This window comes from uncultured Clostridium sp. (genome assembly GCF_934754915.1).
Classification (GTDB): domain Bacteria; phylum Bacillota; class Clostridia; order Clostridiales; family Clostridiaceae; genus Clostridium.
Genome location: NZ_CAKVKB010000009.1, coordinates 20,709 through 40,551 on the forward strand (window position 1 = coordinate 20,709; position 19,843 = coordinate 40,551).

General features: G+C 27.8%; 17 protein-coding genes and 1 other annotated feature. Of the genes, 15 read left to right on the forward strand and 2 right to left on the reverse strand.

Features of this window, described 5'->3' with window-relative positions:
• The first annotated feature begins 106 nt into the window (after nt 1-106).
• Together Q0F58_RS03070 and Q0F58_RS03075 are read left to right on the forward strand one after the other, a co-directional pair.
• Nucleotides 107-997, forward strand: a complete 891-nt coding sequence (locus tag Q0F58_RS03070; protein ID WP_294372431.1) for a YegS/Rv2252/BmrU family lipid kinase — start codon at nt 107-109, stop codon at nt 995-997.
• A gap of 40 nt (nt 998-1,037) precedes the next feature.
• Nucleotides 1,038-1,691: a hypothetical protein gene (locus tag Q0F58_RS03075; protein WP_294372433.1), complete on the forward strand. Its 654-nt coding sequence runs from the start codon at nt 1,038-1,040 to the stop codon at nt 1,689-1,691.
• A gap of 56 nt (nt 1,692-1,747) precedes the next feature.
• On the opposite strand, the gene Q0F58_RS03080 is transcribed toward Q0F58_RS03075, so the two are convergent.
• Nucleotides 1,748-2,278 (reverse strand): hypothetical protein, encoded by a 531-nt coding sequence (locus Q0F58_RS03080; protein ID WP_294372435.1) that lies wholly within the window; start codon nt 2,276-2,278, stop codon nt 1,748-1,750.
• 155 nt (nt 2,279-2,433) lie between these two features.
• Nucleotides 2,434-4,407, reverse strand: coding sequence for a YgiQ family radical SAM protein (locus Q0F58_RS03085; protein WP_294372439.1), 1,974 nt, complete (start codon nt 4,405-4,407; stop codon nt 2,434-2,436).
• 525 nt (nt 4,408-4,932) lie between these two features.
• Between Q0F58_RS03085 and Q0F58_RS03090 the strand changes: the two genes are divergently transcribed.
• The 13 genes from Q0F58_RS03090 (at nt 4,933) to rpoN (ending at nt 19,454) form a co-directional block, all read left to right on the forward strand.
• Nucleotides 4,933-6,180 carry a magnesium transporter MgtE N-terminal domain-containing protein gene (locus Q0F58_RS03090; protein ID WP_294372442.1) on the forward strand — a complete coding sequence of 416 codons (1,248 nt, stop codon included), beginning with the start codon at nt 4,933-4,935 and terminating at the stop codon, nt 6,178-6,180.
• A gap of 104 nt (nt 6,181-6,284) precedes the next feature.
• Nucleotides 6,285-6,517 (forward strand) — a binding site (T-box leader).
• A 211-nt stretch (nt 6,518-6,728) separates the two neighbouring features.
• Nucleotides 6,729-7,640 carry a cysteine synthase A gene (gene cysK / locus Q0F58_RS03095; RefSeq protein WP_294372445.1) on the forward strand — a complete coding sequence of 304 codons (912 nt, stop codon included), beginning with the start codon at nt 6,729-6,731 and terminating at the stop codon, nt 7,638-7,640.
• A 53-nt stretch (nt 7,641-7,693) separates the two neighbouring features.
• Nucleotides 7,694-8,284, forward strand: a complete 591-nt coding sequence (epsC, locus tag Q0F58_RS03100; protein ID WP_294372447.1) for a serine O-acetyltransferase EpsC — start codon at nt 7,694-7,696, stop codon at nt 8,282-8,284.
• Between the two features lie 10 nt (nt 8,285-8,294).
• Nucleotides 8,295-9,332, forward strand: coding sequence for a tRNA epoxyqueuosine(34) reductase QueG (gene queG, locus Q0F58_RS03105; RefSeq protein ID WP_294372450.1), 1,038 nt, complete (start codon nt 8,295-8,297; stop codon nt 9,330-9,332).
• A 66-nt stretch (nt 9,333-9,398) separates the two neighbouring features.
• A complete protein-coding gene (locus tag Q0F58_RS03110) occupies nt 9,399-10,103 on the forward strand; it encodes a 1-acyl-sn-glycerol-3-phosphate acyltransferase (protein WP_294372452.1) in 705 nt (234 codons plus the stop codon).
• A gap of 13 nt (nt 10,104-10,116) precedes the next feature.
• The gene (nth, locus tag Q0F58_RS03115) at nt 10,117-10,737 is read left to right on the forward strand and encodes an endonuclease III (protein ID WP_294372455.1); all 621 of its coding nucleotides are present in this window, start codon (nt 10,117-10,119) and stop codon (nt 10,735-10,737) included.
• 110 nt (nt 10,738-10,847) lie between these two features.
• Nucleotides 10,848-11,753: a D-alanine--D-alanine ligase gene (locus Q0F58_RS03120; RefSeq protein WP_294372457.1), complete on the forward strand. Its 906-nt coding sequence runs from the start codon at nt 10,848-10,850 to the stop codon at nt 11,751-11,753.
• 170 nt (nt 11,754-11,923) lie between these two features.
• Nucleotides 11,924-12,631 carry a response regulator transcription factor gene (locus Q0F58_RS03125; protein ID WP_294372500.1) on the forward strand — a complete coding sequence of 236 codons (708 nt, stop codon included), beginning with the start codon at nt 11,924-11,926 and terminating at the stop codon, nt 12,629-12,631.
• Nucleotides 12,632-12,644: 13 nt separating this feature from the next.
• The gene (locus Q0F58_RS03130) at nt 12,645-14,126 is read left to right on the forward strand and encodes a cell wall metabolism sensor histidine kinase WalK (protein ID WP_294372502.1); all 1,482 of its coding nucleotides are present in this window, start codon (nt 12,645-12,647) and stop codon (nt 14,124-14,126) included.
• A gap of 80 nt (nt 14,127-14,206) precedes the next feature.
• On the forward strand, nt 14,207-15,148 hold the full coding sequence (locus tag Q0F58_RS03135; RefSeq protein ID WP_294372459.1) for a glycoside hydrolase family 25 protein: 942 nt from the start codon (nt 14,207-14,209) through the stop codon (nt 15,146-15,148).
• A gap of 341 nt (nt 15,149-15,489) precedes the next feature.
• Nucleotides 15,490-17,013, forward strand: coding sequence for a VanW family protein (locus Q0F58_RS03140; RefSeq protein WP_294372461.1), 1,524 nt, complete (start codon nt 15,490-15,492; stop codon nt 17,011-17,013).
• Nucleotides 17,014-17,131: 118 nt separating this feature from the next.
• Nucleotides 17,132-17,596 carry a tRNA (cytidine(34)-2'-O)-methyltransferase gene (locus Q0F58_RS03145; RefSeq protein WP_294372463.1) on the forward strand — a complete coding sequence of 155 codons (465 nt, stop codon included), beginning with the start codon at nt 17,132-17,134 and terminating at the stop codon, nt 17,594-17,596.
• A gap of 478 nt (nt 17,597-18,074) precedes the next feature.
• Nucleotides 18,075-19,454, forward strand: a complete 1,380-nt coding sequence (rpoN, locus tag Q0F58_RS03150) for an RNA polymerase factor sigma-54 (protein WP_294372466.1) — start codon at nt 18,075-18,077, stop codon at nt 19,452-19,454.
• Nucleotides 19,455-19,843: the final 389 nt, after the last annotated feature.

Sequence of the window (19,843 nt, forward strand, 5' to 3'; positions counted from 1 at the left end):
AATAATTTAGTTGTTAATATATAATTTGTTAATAGTATATTTGAAAAAAATATAGTGAGAGGTTATAATAAACAAAGATTATCTTTAGAGGAGGTACGGTTTTATTGTGAAAAAAGTTAGATTTATATATAATCCATACTCGGGTGAAAATGGGATAATAAATGAATTAGATAGTGTTATAAGGATGCATCAAGAAGTTAACCTAACAATAGTTCCTTATAGAATACAGAGAGGCAGAGCATTAAGTGAAGCATTAGATATCGTTGATGATACATATGAATATGTATTGATAGCTGGCGGTGATGGAACAGTAGATTCAGTGGTAAATGCAATGAAGGAGCGAAATATTGACCTCCCTATAGGAATACTTCCTGTAGGAACAGCTAATGATTTTGGTAAATTTATAAATATGCCTTCAGATATACAGGAAGCATGCAGACAGATTCTTGATTCAAAGCCGGTTCCATTAGATGTTGGAAAAATAAATAATAAATACTTTATAAATGTTGCAAGTACAGGATTGTTTACAGATGTATCACAAAAAACTGATGTTAATTTAAAAAACACTATAGGAAAACTAGCATATTATTTAAAAGGCCTTGAAGAACTTCCTAATTTTAGAAATTTAAAAATAAAACTTACTTCCAAAGAATGCACTTATAATGGTGATATGTATCTTTTATTGGCATTTAATGGAAAGACTGCAGGCAATTTTAATCTTGCTACTGAAGCTGATGTGGCAGATGGAAAACTTGATGTGATAATATTTAAAGCTGTTGCAATAATTGAATTGCTTCCATTATTTATAAAAGTGCTTAAAGGTGAGCATCTTGATTCAGATAAAGTTATATATTTTAAGACAGATGATTTATATATTGAATGTGATGAAGATATAGTTACAGATATTGATGGAGAAAGAGGACCGGATTTTCCATTAAGAGTTCAATGTATTAAAGGCGGAATAAAAGTTTTAGGAATAAAAGAAAATATACAATAATAAATATAAGTAACAGAAATAGTGATGGGAGTGTAAGAAATTGAATTTTGCATACTATATATTTTTGTTACTTATGATTTTTTTATGTTTTTATACATTAAAAATAAATTTTGAATTATCTCCTAAAAGAATAAAAATATATTTTACAATAGTTATTATCATATTATTATTTAGAAATTTAGCACTGGTCTTTCTATGCATATTTGAAAGCAGCAGATATTTGTACTATTTAAAATCTATCATTTATTTAGATAATATTGCAGTTCCATTAATAGTTATTGCAGTAACATATGTATACTCACGTTCACCAAAGCTAAAATTTACGGGAAGTTATTTTATTCTTGCTATTGTCAGTGCAGTTTATGCATTTATCATATTTAGGTCTAAAGTTATGATAAAGGTGAGTAATACTTATGGATTTATTATGTCCATAAATAATGAAATTCAAATATCACTATTTTTACTAATATTTCTTGGAATAATGCTTATAATTAATGTCCTTTTGCTAGATAAAAAGTATGTTAATAAGAAAGGAATATGGTTCATAATAACTGCAATTATGACAGTAATGATAGAAAAAATAATAATTATTGGAGGAATAAAGATTTTTCCGTATTGTATTATTGGAGAATTGATATTTTTAATAATAATTAGTTTTGTTATTAATGGGTTTAAAAAATCAAAATTAAATTAAAGAAATAAATGGGTCTTTTTGAATTAAAATTAATATAGACCCATTTTTGATTTTATTTATAATGCATAATCACAAAGCCTTCCAGAGTAAATTAAATCAAGTCCTGATATTGATTTAAAGTCATATGGCCTCATAAGTGTGAAGTGCTTGTCAAACTCAATTACTTTGGATTGTTCAAGCACATATGCAACAAATTGTGAACATACATAATGCTTTGGTCTGTGATATGGAATATTAAAGAGTATTGCGATTAAACCAGCGAAATTATATCTATATTCAGATTCATTGTTTTTAAATTCTTCAATTGATTCTTCTAGGGCTTTGTATTGTTCTTCTGTAATTTTTAATCTATATATTTCACATACTGTGTTATTATAAATTTTGTATATGCCACTGTTTATATCTTCTTTAACAAAACCTGCAATCAAAGGAATGTACAAATTTTGTCTTGCAAAACTATAAAGAGAATTTAAATTTTCATCGAGTGCTATTGATGCATGGTTATAAGGAGCTCGTGTAAAGAATTGAAGTATTTTTGAACATCCTGTATTGGTTTGGCTTATCATAATATAAATATTTTTTTCCATAGTAAATAAGTTCCTCATTTCAATATATACAATTAAAATTTATCTTAGATTTTTATGTAATAATTATAACTGGCAATAGTAAAAAATATATAATCTTTATTATAGAACTGCTACTTTAAAAATTATTTTTTAAAGTAGCAGTTGTTTTATTTATGTTAATGAATTCTTTTTCTATTATTAGATGCTTTTTTTGCTGAGTTTTTATTATTGAATTTTTCAGTTTTATTATGAGATTTTGATTTTTTATTATCACCAAAATGTTTAGAATTACTTCTGCTTTCTTTAGAAGAATTATTTTTATTGTTTTTTCCCTGATATCCTGTTTTTTTAGGAGCAAATCCAATTAAACAGTCTTTTCCATTTCCTATTAAGTCTTCTCTGTGAGCTTTAATTAAAGCTTTTTTTACTTTTTGATAGTTTTTTGGTACAGCAAATTGAATCAATGCCCTCTGCATGTCTTTTTCTTCCTGGGTTTTAGGAGTATAAACCTGTTCTCCAGTAATTGGATTAAATCCAGTGTAATATATAGTAGTTGATAAACTTCCTGGAGTAGGATAAAAGTCCTGCACCTGCTCAGGTGTATATCCCATCTTTTTCACATACAATGCAAGATCTATTGCTGCATTTAAGTCAGATCCTGGATGGGAAGACATTAAATAAGGAACAAGAAATTGTTTCTTTCCAAGTTTTTTATTTATCTGAAAATATTTATCAACAAATTTGTCATAAACTTCTCTTGTAGGTTTACCCATTTGATTTAATACTCTTGGAACAACATGTTCTGGAGCAACTTTAAGCTGCCCGCTTATATGATGTTCACATAACTCTTTAAAGAATGATTCATTAGGATCATGGATTAAATAGTCATATCTTATACCAGAACGAATGAATACCTTTTTTATTCCTGGAAGTTTTCTTACTTTCTTTAAAAGAGATAAATATTCTGTATGATCTATTATTAAATTATTACATGGCTTAGGAAACATACATTGTTTTGTTTTACATGTTCCATGAATTTCCTGCTTTTTGCATGCTCTATGCCTAAAATCAGCAGTAGGGCCTCCTATATCATGTATATATCCTTTAAAGTCAGGTAATGTAGTAAGAAGTTTTGCTTCATCAATAATTGATTCCTGACTTCTATTTTGAATAACTCTTCCTTGATGAAAGGTAAGTGCACAGAAAGAACATGAACCAAAACAGCCTCTATGACTTGTTATTGAAAATTTTACTTCTCTTATAGCAGGAATACCGCCTTTTTCCTCATAAATAGGGTGATATGTTCTTGCATAAGGAAGGTTATATGTAATATCCATTTCCTCTTGAGTAAGATTTTCCTGTGGTGAATTTTGAACCAGATATCTGTCACCATGTTTTTGAATTATGGTTTTTCCTAAAATTGAATCCTGTTCATAATATTCAAGTTTATAGGCTTCACCGTAAGCTTTTTTATCAGTAGAAACTTCTTCAAAAGAAGGAATATGTACAGCATCCTTTATATTAGATATATCATTTGTAAGATAACAAGTTCCACGTACATTAGTTATGTTTTTTATATTAGCTCCATATCTTAATAAATCAGCAATTTGTACAACAGTTTTTTCACCCATACCATACATTAATAAGTCGGCTTTAGAATCTACGAGAATGCTTCGTCTTACTTTGTTATCCCAATAATCATAGTGAGCAAATCTTCTAAGACTAGCTTCAATACCACCAATTGCAATTCCTATATCTTTATAGGCTTCTCTTATTCTATTGCAATAAACGATAACTGCTCTATCTGGTCTGTGGCCTGCTTCTCCACCAGGAGAATATAAATCTTCATGTCGTACTCTCTTTGCAGAAGTATAATGATTAACCATGGAATCTATATTTCCTGAATTAACAAGAAATCCGTATTTTGGTCTTCCAAGTCTTTTGAAGTCTTCGCAATTGTGCCAGTCAGGCTGTGCGATTATTCCAACAGAAAAACCTTGCGCTTCTAGTGTTCTGCCGATAATTGCAGTACCAAATGATGGGTGGTCTACATATGCATCTCCAGAAACAATAATAAAGTCTAACTGCTCAATACCTCTTTGATGCATATCGTCTTTACTTATAGGCAAAAATTCTTTATTAAGCTTCATAAAATTATTAACTCCAATCCTTTCTAAATTTTATCCACAAATTAGTTATATAAATAGTAACATTATCCACAAAAGTAAAAAATAAAAATGTGGACAATAATAAAGTCATGTATATTTCTTAAAGTATATTAACATAAGCTGTTGCACTTTACAAACCTAATGAAATGAAATAAATTCTAGGAAGTTTATTTATTTTGATAAAATTAAGTTAAAATAATCAATAATATTATTGCCTTTTAATTTGTATGTAATATAATAAGTATGGATTAAAATAATTATTGATATAGATAAAGAATAAATTTAGAAGTGATGTGTTAAATATTATAGAAAAAGGCTGGTGTAAAAACATGGAGGAAGGACCTCAGAATACTAAGTATAAAACGAGAAAATTAAATATTTGCAGAGGGAATTCTTTTAAGGTTTTGTGCTGTCTTATGATTTTTAAATAGTTGTTATTAATTATGTAGAATTGGTAATAATCATAGAAGAATTCTTTCTTTAAAAAGATTAGGAGGAATCTTTGTAATGGAATTATCAATGTTTTTGTATACAAATATACTAAATCGTAAGGTATATGATGAATTTGGAGATGTACTTGGATCATTAAAAGATATTTATGTAACTACAGAAGAAGGATATCCACGTATAATTGGGTATAAATTAAAAAAAGATGGAGTTACATTTCATTATGAATTCAGATCTATAAAATTTACAGAAAATGATGGAAAAATTAAAATTAAAACAAGAGGCAGCAAAGAAATACTTCCAATGAGGTATAGTTATCTTTTATCAGAGAATCTTCTTGATAAAAAAATAGTTGATATTAATGGAAAGCAGGTTGTTAGAGTTAATGATCTTAGGATAGCTAAGCTTGCAGGAGAATTTAGAGTAATTGCAGTTGAAGTGGGACCTTTTGCAAGATATAGAAGACTGAAGATATCAGGATTAATGAAAATTATATATAAAATTAGAGGAAAGTCTATAGAAGATACTGTATTAAGATGGGATGATGTAGAATCACTTGAAATGGTGAACAACAATTTACAGTTATCTGTACCATATAAAAAACTCTCAAAACTTCATCCAGCTGATTTAGCAGATATACTTGAAAATCTTGATACAAATTCAAGAAAGCAGGTTTTAGAATCTCTAGATGAGGATTTAGCAGCTGATACTCTTGAAGAAATTGATTCTGAATATAAAGGTGCTATAATTAAGGAATTATCAGACAGTAAAGCTGTAGAAGTTCTTGAAAATATGCCAAGTGATGAAATTGCAGATTTGCTTGATGACCTTGATGAAGAAGAAAGAGAAAAGATATTGGTAAATTTAGAAAGAGAAGATGCAGAGGAAGTTAAAGAACTTTTGAAATATGAAGATGAAACAGTAGGAAGTATCATGAGCAAGGAATTTATTTCTGTTCATCTTAATATAACTATAGGTGATACAATTGATATTTTAAGAGAAATGAAACCAGATGAAGAAGTTATGTATTATATATATATAACAAATGAAGAGGAACATATTGAGGGCGTTTTACCATTAAAAGATTTAATTTTATATTCTCCAGAAGTGAAGATAAAAGAAGTAATGGATAAAACAGTATCAAGAGTAAAGCACGATGATGAGATAAATAAAGTAATAGAAAAAGCAGCAAAATATGATTTATTGTCTGTACCTGTAATAGATGAAAATGAAAAACTTGTAGGGATAGTAATAATACATGATATAATAGATGAGTTTTTATATCCTTTATGGAAAAAGAAAAATTAGAAATAGTAATCAGTCAGCACTTTTGGGAAAATTTAAAAAAGGTGTTGACTTTTTTATGTTTTGGCATATAATAAAAATATAAAGTTTATCAAAACACTCAGAATTAAAAAACTATGAAAAAGGAAAGTAACATAGTGGAATGTTGACAGAGAGGAAAGGATGCTGAAAACTTTCTAACAGGAATTTATGTGAAGTGCCCTTTGGAGTTGAAATCTGAAAGATAGTAAGATTCTCCGGGTTCACCCGTTATAGTGATAGGTATATTTTGTGCTAAATTTGAGGTGGGATTTTTATTTATCCAATTAGAGTGGAACCGCGAAGTAACTTCGTCTCTATAAATGATTATAGAAGATGGGGTTTTTTTATTATATAAAATTAAATTGCTAGTGCACGAGTGATTTAAACATAATGAAATACACTGATGGATTAATAAGATAACATGAAATATAAATGAATTAGCATAAAATATTATTAATAGATTAAATAATAAAGGTACATTAACTTAGATTAATAAAAAAGAATTAATATATTTTAGGAGGACAAGTATTATGATTTATAATGGAGTATTAGAATTAGTAGGAAAGACACCAATATTAAAGGTGAATAATTTTATTAAGGAAGAAAATATTGCAGATGTTTATGTAAAATTAGAAAAGTTCAATCCAGGTGGAAGTGTTAAGGATAGAGCGGCATTAGGAATGATTGAAAAAGCTGAAAAAGAAGGATTATTAAAAGAAGGATCAGTAATAGTTGAACCAACAAGTGGTAATACTGGAATAGCTTTAGCTCTTATTGGAGGTTTAAAAGGATATAAGGTAATAATTGTAATGCCTGAAACAATGAGTAAAGAAAGAAGAGATTTAATAAAGGCTTATGGAGCTGAACTTGTATTAACTGAAGGTGCAAAAGGTATGAAAGGAGCAATAGAAAAAGCTTTAGAAATAGGAAGTGGAGATGGATATTTTATTCCACAACAATTCGAAAATTTAGCTAATCCAGAAAAACACTATGAAACAACAGCTGAAGAAATATATGCTGATATTCCTGACTTAGATGCATTTGTTGCAGGTGTTGGAACAGGTGGAACTGTTATAGGTATTTCAAAGAATTTAAAGAAAAAGAATCCTAATATTAAAGCAATAGCTGTTGAACCAGCAGGATCACCAGTTTTAAGTGGAGGAAATCCAGGAGGTCATAAGATTCAAGGTATAGGTGCAGGTTTTGTACCAAGTATTTATGAGAAGGATTTTGTAGATGAAGTAATCCAAGTTAAAGATGAAGATGCATTCAAAACTGCAAAAGGATTTGCTCAAAAAGAAGGAGTACTTATTGGTATATCAGCAGGGGCAGCAATTCATGCAGCTATAGAAACAGCAAGAAAATTAGGAAAAGGCAAAAAGGTACTAGCAATAGCTCCAGATGGAGGAGAAAAATATATATCAATGGGACTTTTTGATTAATTCTGCTGATAATCAATTGAAATTATACTGAATAAAAAAGGAGAAGAAGAGCTGTGTTTAAAATGTTAAATTATAGTCTTGAAAGAGTTTTAAAGGAAGATCCAGCAGCTAAGAGTAAAATAGAAGTATTATTATTATATCCATGTATTCATGCTTTGATATCATATAGAATAGCACATTTTTTCTATAAGCATAAAAGGTTTTTTATAGCACGTTTAATTTCTCAGTTATCAAGATTTTTTACAGGTATAGAAATTCATCCAGGAGCAACAATAGGTAAAGGTCTTTTTATTGATCATGGAATGGGTGTTGTAATTGGTGAAACAGCTGAAGTAGGTGATAATGTAACAATATATCATGGAGTTACTTTAGGTGGTACAGGAAAGCATAAAGGAAAAAGGCATCCTACTATTGGTAATAATGTTTTAATTGGAACTGGTGCAAAAGTATTGGGACCTATTATAGTTGGTGATAATGCAAAGATTGGAGCTAATTCAGTTGTTCTTCATAATGTGCCTGAAGGAGCTACAGCAGTTGGTTTAAGAGCTAAAAATATATTAAAAAATAAGGCAAAATCATGTATAATAGAGATAAAAGATTTACAGGGGCGCAAAAAGAAAATTTATAATGATATGATAATATAGAGGATACAGCATGGGAGTAAAAGAAGAAATAATAAACTATTGTTTTTCTTTAGGTATAAATTCAGTAGGTTTCATTAAATGTAGAAAATTCAATGAATTGAAGACATTTTTAGAAAAGCGGAAATTTTCAAATTTACAAAATGAATTTGAAGAAGATAATATAGAATTAAGAATAAATTCAAAAGAATGGTTTAAAGAGGGGAAAACTATAATTTCTATAGCTTTCCCTTATATTTTTTTAGATGAGAAAATGAAGATAAAAGATCAAAATGAAAGTGGATTTTCAGTTTATACACATGGACTTGATTATCATTTTGTAGTTAATAAATATTTAAATGAAATAGGAAGGATAATTGAGAAAAATGGAGGAAAGTATAAAACTTTTGTTGACAGTAATACTCTTCCTGAAAGATATTTGGCATATATATCAGGAGTTGGTTTTATAGGAAAGAATAATCTTATAATTACACCTGAATATGGTTCATATGTATTTTTAGGTGAAATAGTAACTGATTTGGAAATATATGAAGAGGACAAGAGAAGTTTTGATGAAATTAATTTATTTAAAGAGTGTGGAAAGTGTGATATATGTTATAGTAAATGTCCAACTAAGTCAATAAATAATTCAAGGAAAAACTGCAATATATGTCTTTCTTACATTACACAGAAAAAAGACTTAACAGATTGGGAAATGGGGAAGCTTGGAGGAAGAATATTTGGATGTGATACATGTCAATATAGCTGTCCATATAATTTACAAGTAAAAAATTCAAAAATACAAGAATTTAAACCATTGGATTTTGTTCAGAATGTTGATGAAGATTATATCATTAACATAAATAATGGTCAATTTAAAGAAGGATTTAAAAAGATATCGTGTGGCTGGAGAGGAAAAAATATATTAAAAAGAAATGCATTAATAAGAAAATATCTATTTAAAAAGGAAAGTAATGAAAAAATTGAAGATATAGCTTTTGAATCTCCATATCTAAATGGTTATTTAAATAGAATAATTGAAAAAAGCTATGATAAAGATAATGAATCATAAAATTGCAAGGCTGTAGAAAAAAATATATAATAGATAGGGATTTATTATAAAATGGGGGGAATGAGAATGCTATCACCAGTAACTGTTAAGATTATAAATATGCTTCCAGAAAGTATTTTTGTAAGTATAGCAAAAAAAATTGCTAATGGATATTTAAAAAAATATGCTAATTTAACGGTAAATGGTTTGGAAAAAATTGATAAGGTGAAAAAACCTAGAATTTTTGTATGCAATCATTTAAGCAATTCTGATGGAATAGTTTTAAATAAAATACTTAAAGAAAAAAGTGATCCATATTTCATTGCTGGAATAAAATTAACAAATGATCCAATAACAAATATAGGAACTAAGATAGTTAAGAATATAGCGATAAAGCCAAATTCAGCAGATAAAGATGCTATAACAAAAGTTGTTAAAGCATTGAAAGGCGGAGATGATATTCTTATATTTCCAGAAGGAACTAGGAGCAGAACTGGAGCTATGATTGAAGGAAAAAAAGGAATATTATTATTTGCAAAATTATCAAAAGCAGAAATAATACCAATAGGAATGTCTGGTACTGATAAACTTCTTCCAATAAGCAAGGATGGAAATATGGGAGGAGAAAAATGGCATAAAGCTGATGTTACTGTTAATATAGGAGATAAAATTGAATTTCCTAAAAAAGAAAAAGATGAAGACAAACATGAATATGATGATAGATGCATGGATATACTAATGAGAAGCATAGCTGCACTTTTACCTGAACATTACAGAGGTGTATATAAGTAAGGAGAATGTAAAAATGAAAGCAAGGACAAAGAAAATTGTAGAGATTTTAAAAGAAACTTATCCGGATGCAAAATGTGAATTGAATTACAAAACACCATTTCAATTGCTTGTAGCAACTATATTATCAGCTCAGACAACTGATAAAAAAGTTAATGAAGTAACTGATACGTTGTTTAAAGATTATCCTGATTTAGATGCATTTCTTGAAATTACTAATGATGAACTTGAAGAAAGAATAAAGCAGATTGGATTATATAGAAACAAATCAAAAAATCTTATTCTTATGTTCAGACAATTAAAAGAGAATTTTAATGGAGAAGTTCCTAAGACTATGGAGGGCATAACTTCTTTAGCTGGTGCAGGAAGAAAGACAGCTAATGTTGTATTATCAAATGTTTTTGGAGTTCCATCAATAGCGGTAGATACACATGTATTTCGAGTATCGAATCGTCTTGGACTTGCAAATAGTGATAATGTTCTTGAAGTTGAAAAACAGCTTCAAAAAGAACTGCCTAAGAAAGAATGGACATTAATGCATCATCTTCTTATTTTTCATGGAAGAAGATGCTGTACAGCAAGAAATCCTAAATGTGAAGAATGTCCTCTGAGTCATATATGTAAATATGAAAAATAAAATTAATTGAACCACTTTTGAGTAAAAATTATTATATGGTGGTTCTTTTATTTTTTATATTTTTAAACTAAAATAATAAAAGCAGGCAAGTAAAATATTGGAGGTAAAAAATGAAAATTGGAGTTATAATGGGTGGCATTTCATCAGAAAGAGAAATATCACTAGATAGTGGTAAATCAATAATTGAAAATATAAATAAAGATAAATACGAAGTTGTATCGATTGTCATAGATAAAAAAGAAGATATAGTAACAAAAGTTAAAGGAATAGATTTTGCTCTTTTAGCATTACATGGTCAATTTGGAGAAGATGGAACTGTTCAGTCAGTACTTCAGACTTTGGGAATTCCTTATTCAGGATGTGGTCCATTAAGCAGTGGTATGTGTATGGATAAGGATGTTACAAAATCTATTCTTCAAGCAGCAGGAATAAGAACTGCTCCATGGATAAATTTACATCAAAATGATGAAATAAACTATGAAGCAATTAAAAAATTAGGATATCCTGTAGTTGTTAAGCCTACTCATGGTGGTTCAAGTGTTGCAACATTTATAGTAAAAGAAGAAAAAGAAATAGCAGGTTGTGTAGCAGAAGCATTTAAATGGGATAAGGAAGTAATGATTGAAAAATTCATTAAAGGTGACGAAATTACTTGCCCAGTTTATGGTGATAAAATGCTTCCTGTAATTGCAATAAAGCCAAAGGCAGAATTCTTTGATTTTGCTTCAAAATATGATGATGGTGGAGCACAGGAAATTGTAGTAGAGTTAGATAAGGACTTGAACGAAAAAGTTGAAGAAATGGCTTTAGCTACTTATAAAGCTTTAAAGTGTGAAGTTTATTCAAGAGTAGATATGATAGTTACATCTGATGGAACTCCTTATATATTAGAAGTTAATACTTTACCAGGAATGACAAAGAACAGTCTTATTCCTAAAAGTGCAGCAGCAGTTAATATAAGTTTTGATAAACTTATTGATATGATAATAGAAGATTCAATGAAGATTTCAAGATAATAAAATTAGATTTATAAGCTACATTTTATAAAAAAGATGTAGCTTATTTTTATTTTAAATAATTGATCCTATTTCAGAAAAACTTAAGGAGTTATAATATTTTTATTAAGGAGTTTAGGCTAAAATAAAAATAAGATTAAATTCAGTATATGATGAAGGAATGGTGTTTGATGGAAAATGGAAGCATTTTAATTGTTGATGATGAAAAAGAGATAAGAGATCTTGTTGAGATATATTTAAAAAGTGAAGGATATAATACACTTCAGGCAAGTGATGGAGTTGAAGCTATAAATATAATAAAAGATAATGAAGTAGATCTTGTAATACTTGATGTTATGATGCCAAATTTAAATGGTATAGAAACATGCTTGAAAATACGAGAGATGAAGGAAATGCCAATAATAATGCTATCTGCTAAAAGTGAAGATATAGATAAAATATTAGGACTTAATATGGGAGCAGATGATTATATTTCAAAACCCTTTAATCCATTAGAATTAGTAGCAAGAGTAAAATCTCAGCTTAGGAGATTTTATAAATTTGGAACAAAACAAGATTTAGAACTTAAAGAGGATGAAAATACTATAATAATTGAAGATCTTACAATAAATCTTGAAACTCATGAAGTTAAAATTGGTGATACATTAATAAAGTTAACTCCAACTGAATTTGATATATTAGCACTTCTTGCAAAAAGCAGAGGAAAAGTATTTTCTATAGAAAATATTTATGAAAGTGTATGGAATCAGGATTTTATGACTTCTGATAATACAGTTATGGTTCATATACGTAAAATTAGAGAAAAGATAGAATCTGATCCTAGAAATCCAAGGTTTATAAAGACAGTGTGGGGGGTAGGCTATAAGATTGAAAAATAAATTAAAAAATAAAATGGAGAAAAATATAAATAAGTCCTATCTGAAAATTTTAGATTATATAGAGCATTTTATTTATATTATAAAAAAGAAAATTGAAAAAAGTATAAGATTTGAACTTATGCTTGTAATAGGAATATGCTTTTTGATATCATTTTTCTTTTTTAGTTTTACAAATAATTTTTTAAAAAGAGAATATACAGAGCCGCAAATAACATATGATTATGATGCCGTTGAGAGATTAGCAAGTGATCTTGCAGAAGAGATAGAAAATCAACAAATATTACTTACAGATACAGAAGCAATTTATGAAATATTAGATTCTATTCCACAATCTGATAAATGTTACATTACTGATCTTGATGGAAAAGTGCTTTTTAAGACAAGTGGAGTATCAGAAGAAAGTATAGACATATATAGTGCATTAAAAGATGCAATGACAAATTCTAATTATGAGAAAATAGGAGTAGTTAAAGAAAAGAAATATATAATGCCTCTTAAGATTGGTGATGAACGAGTATATCTTATATATAGCAAAGTTCCAGAAGCAACTATAACATATACGACAATAGATAAATCAAATTCATCATTAGCTGTATTTTTAACATGTATTGTATTTATAATTTCATTTGTAGTTATAACCAATAGTAAAATGAAATATTTAGATGAAATTGCAGTTGGCTTAAAAATTATAGCAAGTGGAAATCTTAATTATAGAATAGAAGAAAGAGGAACAGATGAAATAAAAAACATAGCATATAATATAAATTATATGGCTAAAGAAATTGGTGAGAAAATAAATGCTGAAAGAGATGCTGAAAAAACAAAAACAGATTTAATAACTAATGTTTCACATGACTTAAGAACACCACTGACATCAGTAATGGGATATATGGGGCTTGTAATTCAAAAGAGATATAAAGATGAAAAGGAAATGGATGAGTATTTAAATATTGCCTTTAATAAAGCTGAAAGATTAAAGGTACTGATTGATGATTTATTTGAGTATACAAAATACAATAATAATGGAATTAATCTAAATCGAAGTCAGGTTAATTTATCAGAATTTTTATCACAACTTATTGAAGAGCTTATGCCAATACTTGACGAAAATAATTTAAGTATATTTAAAAAATTCGAGTGTGAAAAAGTATTTGTATCAATAGATCCAATAAAGATGCTCAGAGTGTTTGAAAATTTACTTACTAATGCTATTAAATATGCATATAAACCAGGTGAAATAATTATTGGTTTGTATGAAAAAGATGGCAAGGCTGTTATAGTATTTAGAAATAAAGGAGATCATCTTACAAAAGAAAAAACAGATAAACTTTTTGACAGATTTTATAGAGTAGATGAATCAAGAAATACAAATACGGGAGGATCTGGTCTTGGGCTTGCAATATCAAAAAATATAGTTGAACTGCATGGAGGAAAAATATGGGCTGATTCTGTTGGAAATAATATAAGTTTTTATGTTGAACTTAATAAACAATAGGAATCATTTATAAAAAATAAGGTACTTTTTTTGATTAATATTAATATTTATATTAATGTAGTATTTTATTTGGAGGACATATGCAAGACAAAAATTCTAAAAGTCTTTTTGGTATTGATATAAATGAATATACTCAAAATGTACAATTCAATATTTTAGCTACAAAAATAGATTTCTTGTATTTAAGAGCATCTGGTTCTGGCTCTGGAAGATTTAGAGTTGACAGAAAATTTTTTGATTATGTTAAATCAAGCCATGAATATGGTATACCTGTAGGAGCATATCATTTTGGAGTCCCATCTTATGATTTGACTGATGCAGATAGACAATGTGATGATTTTATACAAGTTCTTCAAGAGGGATTTGGAAATAAAGATTATGGAGATTTATTTCCAGTACTTGATGTTGAAACTCCTATAGATAAATCAATATCAACAAAAACATTAGTCGATTGGATTGACCGCTTTAGAAAGCGGTTTGAACAAAAAACAAGAAGAAGACTAATGCTTTATACAGGTCTTTTCTTTATTGAAATATATGATAATTTTTATGTGCCAGGAAAAGGTTATCCTTTAAAGAATATGCTTTTGTGGATTGCTATGTATACTAATTTGCCTATAAATCCATCGGTTCCACCAGATATTGGAGGATGGACTAGGTGGAGAATATGGCAGTATAGCGAAAATCAAAAAATTCAAGGTGTTGGGAATCCTGTAGATGCAAATTGGGGGCCAAATAATATTTCATTATTAATGCAGCCAGCATCTGTAACAGGACTTAAAGCTAAATTGGAAAATGGAAGAATATATGTTTCGTGGAATAAAAATAATGATTCGGACATTTTAGGATATAACATATTCTTAAATAAAGAGTGGGTAGGTACAGTAGATGAAAATGATACAAATTATATTATAAGTTCTGAGAAAATAAGCAAAATAACTACAAGGCCTTTAGAAGTATCAATGGAGGCATTTGATTATGATGGAGAGACATCTAAAATCAGAGCTAAGGTAAATGTGTAAGCAGATAATAAATATTGATATTATTTATTATTATCTATTGTAATTTAGCTATCATAAGTACAACAAAATATGATATAATATTAGCGTTGATGACAATTTATATTTATATAAATTGTCATCAATTATGTGTTAAAAAATAATATATTTTTATAAGTAAAATATAAGTTTAAGTTATAATATATTTTGATAATATAGTTACTATATTTATATTAAAGATTTATGTCAAAATTGTATTTTATTAATACAAAATTAAGATTAAAAATAATTTATTACTGCAATTATTATTTGTTATATTATTTTAAAAAACTTATATTTTATATTTCTTGAAAGGGGATTAATAAGTGGAAAATGGTAGTGGGAGAAGAAAGTCTTCCAGAAAAAGTGCGTCAAAAAAAAAGAGGAAAATTGCACTCATGACAGCAGGGACACTTGTGATCATTATATGTGGTCTTGCAGCATATTTGGTGGCAATGAATAATTCAGTTAAGAAATGGGATGAAAAAATTTATCCTGGTGTCACTGTTCAGAATGTTGATATTGGTGGAATGACAAAAGATGAAGCCAAAATTAAATTAAAAGAAGCATTTGAAGGTGAAATAGATAATAAGGTTCTTCAAATAGATGTAGAGGGTAAGGAATTTGAACTTAAATATTCCCAAATATGTCCGTCATATGATATTGATGCTACAGTAGAAGAAGCATTTGAATATGGAAAGAACAATGGATTTTTTGAGAAATATTTGAAAATTAAAAGTAAAAAGAAAAATGATGTACATTTAGCTTTTTCTTATGATGAAGAAAAATTAGATGATTTTGAAAAGAAAATTATTGATGAAGTAAATCAAGAACCTGTAAATGCTTCAATTAATATTTCAGGAGATAAAATTCAGGTAGTACCTGAACAGGATGGTATGGAGATAGACCCTGAGGATTTGGATTTACAAATAAAAGAAGCATTAAATGGAGATACTGATTCAGAGGACAAAATAGAGATTTCAGCAGAAGTTACTAAAGCAAAAGTAACATCTGAAGATTTATCGAAAATTAAAGATGTTATGGGGTCATTTTCAACAAGTTATGGAACTTCAGCAGCAGGAAGAAGCCATAATATAGAACTTGCAACACAAAAAATTAATGGAACAATAGTTATGCCTGGAGAGACATTCAGTTTTAATGATGTTGTAGGACCTAGAACAGAGGAAACTGGATTCCAGGAAGCTGGAACATATGTTGGAAATAAAGTTGAACCAGGAATTGGCGGTGGAATATGTCAGGTATCAACAACTCTTTATAGAGCGGTTATGAGAGCAAATATAAGATCTACAGAAAGAACAAATCATTCTATGGCGGTAGGATATGCGGTACCGGGATTAGATGCAACAGTTTCATATGGTTACCTTGACTACAAATTTACAAATCCATATGATTTTCCAATATATATTCAGGGATATACAGCAGGAAAAATTGTGACTTATAATATTTATGGTGATTCTAGTGCATTAAATGGAAAAACATATGATATGGTTAACGAAATTCTTGAAACCCTTCCTGCAGAAACTAAAGTTGTAGAAGATCCAACATTGGATGAAGGAACTGAAGTTAGTGAAGGTGGAGGAATGACTGGCTATAAAGCAAAATCATATCAAGTAACATACGAAAATGGAGTAGAAGTAAATAGGGAACAAGTTTCTAATGACACATATGCAAAGGTAGATGTAATAATTAAAAAGGGAACTAAAAAGCCAGAAGCACCAGCACAGCCAGAAACTTCAACAGAAGAGAACAAACCTGTACAGGAAGAACAACAACAGCCAGTACCTGAAACTGATAATTCTAATTTAGAGGATATTACTATAGGACAATAGTGTATAATAAATGTAAAATTAATTATAAATTTAATTTTATTGGTTGTTGAGATGTATGCAGAAATTTAAAACAATGAAAATACATTTATATTTTTAGAATAATGAAGAGGGTGAAATTTTGAATTTTAATATAGTTTTATATCAACCTGAGATACCACAAAATACAGGAAATATAGCAAGAACATGTGTACTTACAGATTGTAAACTACATTTAATAAAACCACTAGGATTTGATATAAGTGAAAAACAAGTAAGAAGAGCTGGTTTGGATTATTGGAAGGATTTAAACTTAGAAGTTCATGAAAGTTATGAAGATTTTTTAGAAAAGTATGGAGATGAAAGAATATTTCTAGCTACTACTCATGAAAGTGGAAATCATTATGATGAGATAGAATTTAAAAATGGAGATTTCATAATGTTTGGAAGAGAAACTTGTGGGGTTCCTCAAGAAGTTCATGATAGATTTCAAGGATTAAGAGTACCGATGATAAAATCAAGTACCAGAAGTTTAAATTTATCAAATACTGTTGCAATAGTAGCTTATGAAGCATTAAGACAAATAGGATTTCCTAATATGAAATAATAAAACAAATATATATTTAAACCACTATAGTTGTTATGAACTATGGTGGTTTTTGCTTTAATTAATATATATTGTTGAAAATTAAATTTTCATTAAAATCAGTTGATATCTATATTTTACTGAAGAATGTATATTTAGAATAGACAGTATTATATTTACTAATTTATTGATTATATATATTTCAATTGACAATGAAGGATGAAATCTTGAAAAGATTTCTCTAATTGTTATGGGACTTTATTATAAAAAATATATATCTTAAAAGAGAATAATACAAAAAATTATGTAGTAAATATAAAATAAGTAAAGTATAAATGAGTACTTGCTATAATATGACTTAAAAGTTATACTTTATTTAATAGGTAAAATATTTTTTGAATACGTTTAACAAATGATAAACAGAGATGAAATTAAAAATATACAATTATATTTATTTGTATAATCCAATATGCAGTAACTATATGAACAGGAGGTAGCTATGAATCTTGATTATAGTATAAAAATGACTCAGCAACAAAAAATGATAATGACTCAAAATATGCAGCAATCAATTAAGCTTTTACAAATGTCTCTTCATGATTTGAGAGAATATATAGATAATGAATATTCTGAAAATCCTATTCTAGAAATAAATGAGCAGGATAACTCAGAAGATGAAATTCAAAATAGTGAATTAGAACAATATGATATTGAAAAGATGGCTCAAGAAATGGATTATGATAGTTATAAAGATAATCCGGAGCAAGCATATTCAAATGAGGAAATTTCACCATTAAATTTTATTGAAAAAAAGAAATCCTTGAAAGAATATTTGCATGAACAAATTCTTGAATTGAATGATAATGAATATTTCATAATGATTGCACAATATATTATAGAATCTCTTGATAGCAGAGGATATCTTGAAATACCTGTAGAAGAATTAGCTGTTGAATTAAATATTTCAAATGATGATGTTGAAAAAGGGTTAAAGATAGTACAGTCATTAGAACCCTATGGGATTGGAGCAAGAAATATTAAGGAATGTCTTATTATTCAAAGTATTAATTTAAATATACTTGATGATAATATAAAAGAAATAATAAATGAGCATTTAGAAGAAGTAGCAGAGAATAAATATGAGGCTATAGGAAAAGCATTAAAAATTTCACCAAGAGAAGCTCAAAGGTATGGAGATTTAATAAAAAAGCTTGAACCAAAACCTTCAAGGGGATTTTACACAGGAGAAGAAGTTAATTATATAATTCCTGATGCTGAAATAAGAAATATTGATGGCGAGTTTTTTATTATAATGAATGAAAGCGTACTCCCTAAACTTATGATAAATAAAACTTATAGAGATGCTCTTAAAAATGAAAAAAGCAATGAAGTAAATATTTATGTAAAGGAAAAAGTTAATAAAGCAGTTTTTTTAATAAAGGCTATAGAAGAAAGGAAAAATACTTTATATAAAGTGTTAGAAAGTGTTCTTCATAAACAGATAGAATTCTTTAAAAGAGGACATGCATATATAAAACCTCTTACACTTAAAGAAGTAGCAGAAGAGTTAGGAGTTCACGATTCAACAATAAGCAGAACAATTAAAGATAAATATATACTAACAAGTTTTGGAACAATAAAAATAAAAGAATTATTTGCTAATGGTATTTCAAGTGGGAATTCTGAAGATTTAACTACAATAAATATAAAGAATAAAATAAAAAAAATAATAGAAGAGGAAAATAAAGAAAAGCCGTTATCAGATCAAGGAATAAGTGATATTCTTCATCAGGCTGATATGAAGATATCAAGGAGAACTGTTGCTAAGTATAGAGAGGAGCTTGGAATAAAACCATCTTCTATGAGGAAAAGATTATAATTCAATATACCTGTAGATTAATAATAAATTAATTTACAGGTATATATAAAATGAATTTTATAAATAATATTATTAGAATCAAGAATCATTGATTATTATATACAATAGTATTTAAAATCAATTTGAATATATTAAAATACAAAATTTAAAATGCAAAAGATATAATTATATTAAAACATATAAGGATCAAAGAAATTTTGTAAAGATTTCATCATTTATTGTTAATTGACTATGAAATATATATTATATTAAAGTAAGAAAGATACTAATATCATTTGTATACTAAAACTTAAATTAGATACATGATTAAAAATTTCAAATAATTAAAAAAATTTCACATAAGGGGTTTAAAATTTTCTAAAGGTGTTCTATAATAATAGATGTGGGAC

Excerpts from the sequence above, each read along its gene's own strand:
- Q0F58_RS03080 (WP_294372435.1), bottom strand. The coding sequence starts at position 2,278 with ATGGAAAAAAATATTTATATTATGATAAGCCAAACCAATACAGGATGT.
- Q0F58_RS03085 (WP_294372439.1), bottom strand. The coding sequence starts at position 4,407 with ATGAAGCTTAATAAAGAATTTTTGCCTATAAGTAAAGACGATATGCAT.
- Q0F58_RS03090 (WP_294372442.1), top strand. The coding sequence starts at position 4,933 with ATGGAATTATCAATGTTTTTGTATACAAATATACTAAATCGTAAGGTA.
- cysK (WP_294372445.1), top strand. The coding sequence starts at position 6,729 with ATGATTTATAATGGAGTATTAGAATTAGTAGGAAAGACACCAATATTA.
- queG (WP_294372450.1), top strand. The coding sequence starts at position 8,295 with ATGGGAGTAAAAGAAGAAATAATAAACTATTGTTTTTCTTTAGGTATA.
- Q0F58_RS03110 (WP_294372452.1), top strand. The coding sequence starts at position 9,399 with ATGCTATCACCAGTAACTGTTAAGATTATAAATATGCTTCCAGAAAGT.
- nth (WP_294372455.1), top strand. The coding sequence starts at position 10,117 with ATGAAAGCAAGGACAAAGAAAATTGTAGAGATTTTAAAAGAAACTTAT.
- Q0F58_RS03120 (WP_294372457.1), top strand. The coding sequence starts at position 10,848 with ATGAAAATTGGAGTTATAATGGGTGGCATTTCATCAGAAAGAGAAATA.
- Q0F58_RS03125 (WP_294372500.1), top strand. The coding sequence starts at position 11,924 with ATGGAAAATGGAAGCATTTTAATTGTTGATGATGAAAAAGAGATAAGA.
- Q0F58_RS03130 (WP_294372502.1), top strand. The coding sequence starts at position 12,645 with ATGGAGAAAAATATAAATAAGTCCTATCTGAAAATTTTAGATTATATA.
- Q0F58_RS03135 (WP_294372459.1), top strand. The coding sequence starts at position 14,207 with ATGCAAGACAAAAATTCTAAAAGTCTTTTTGGTATTGATATAAATGAA.
- rpoN (WP_294372466.1), top strand. The coding sequence starts at position 18,075 with ATGAATCTTGATTATAGTATAAAAATGACTCAGCAACAAAAAATGATA.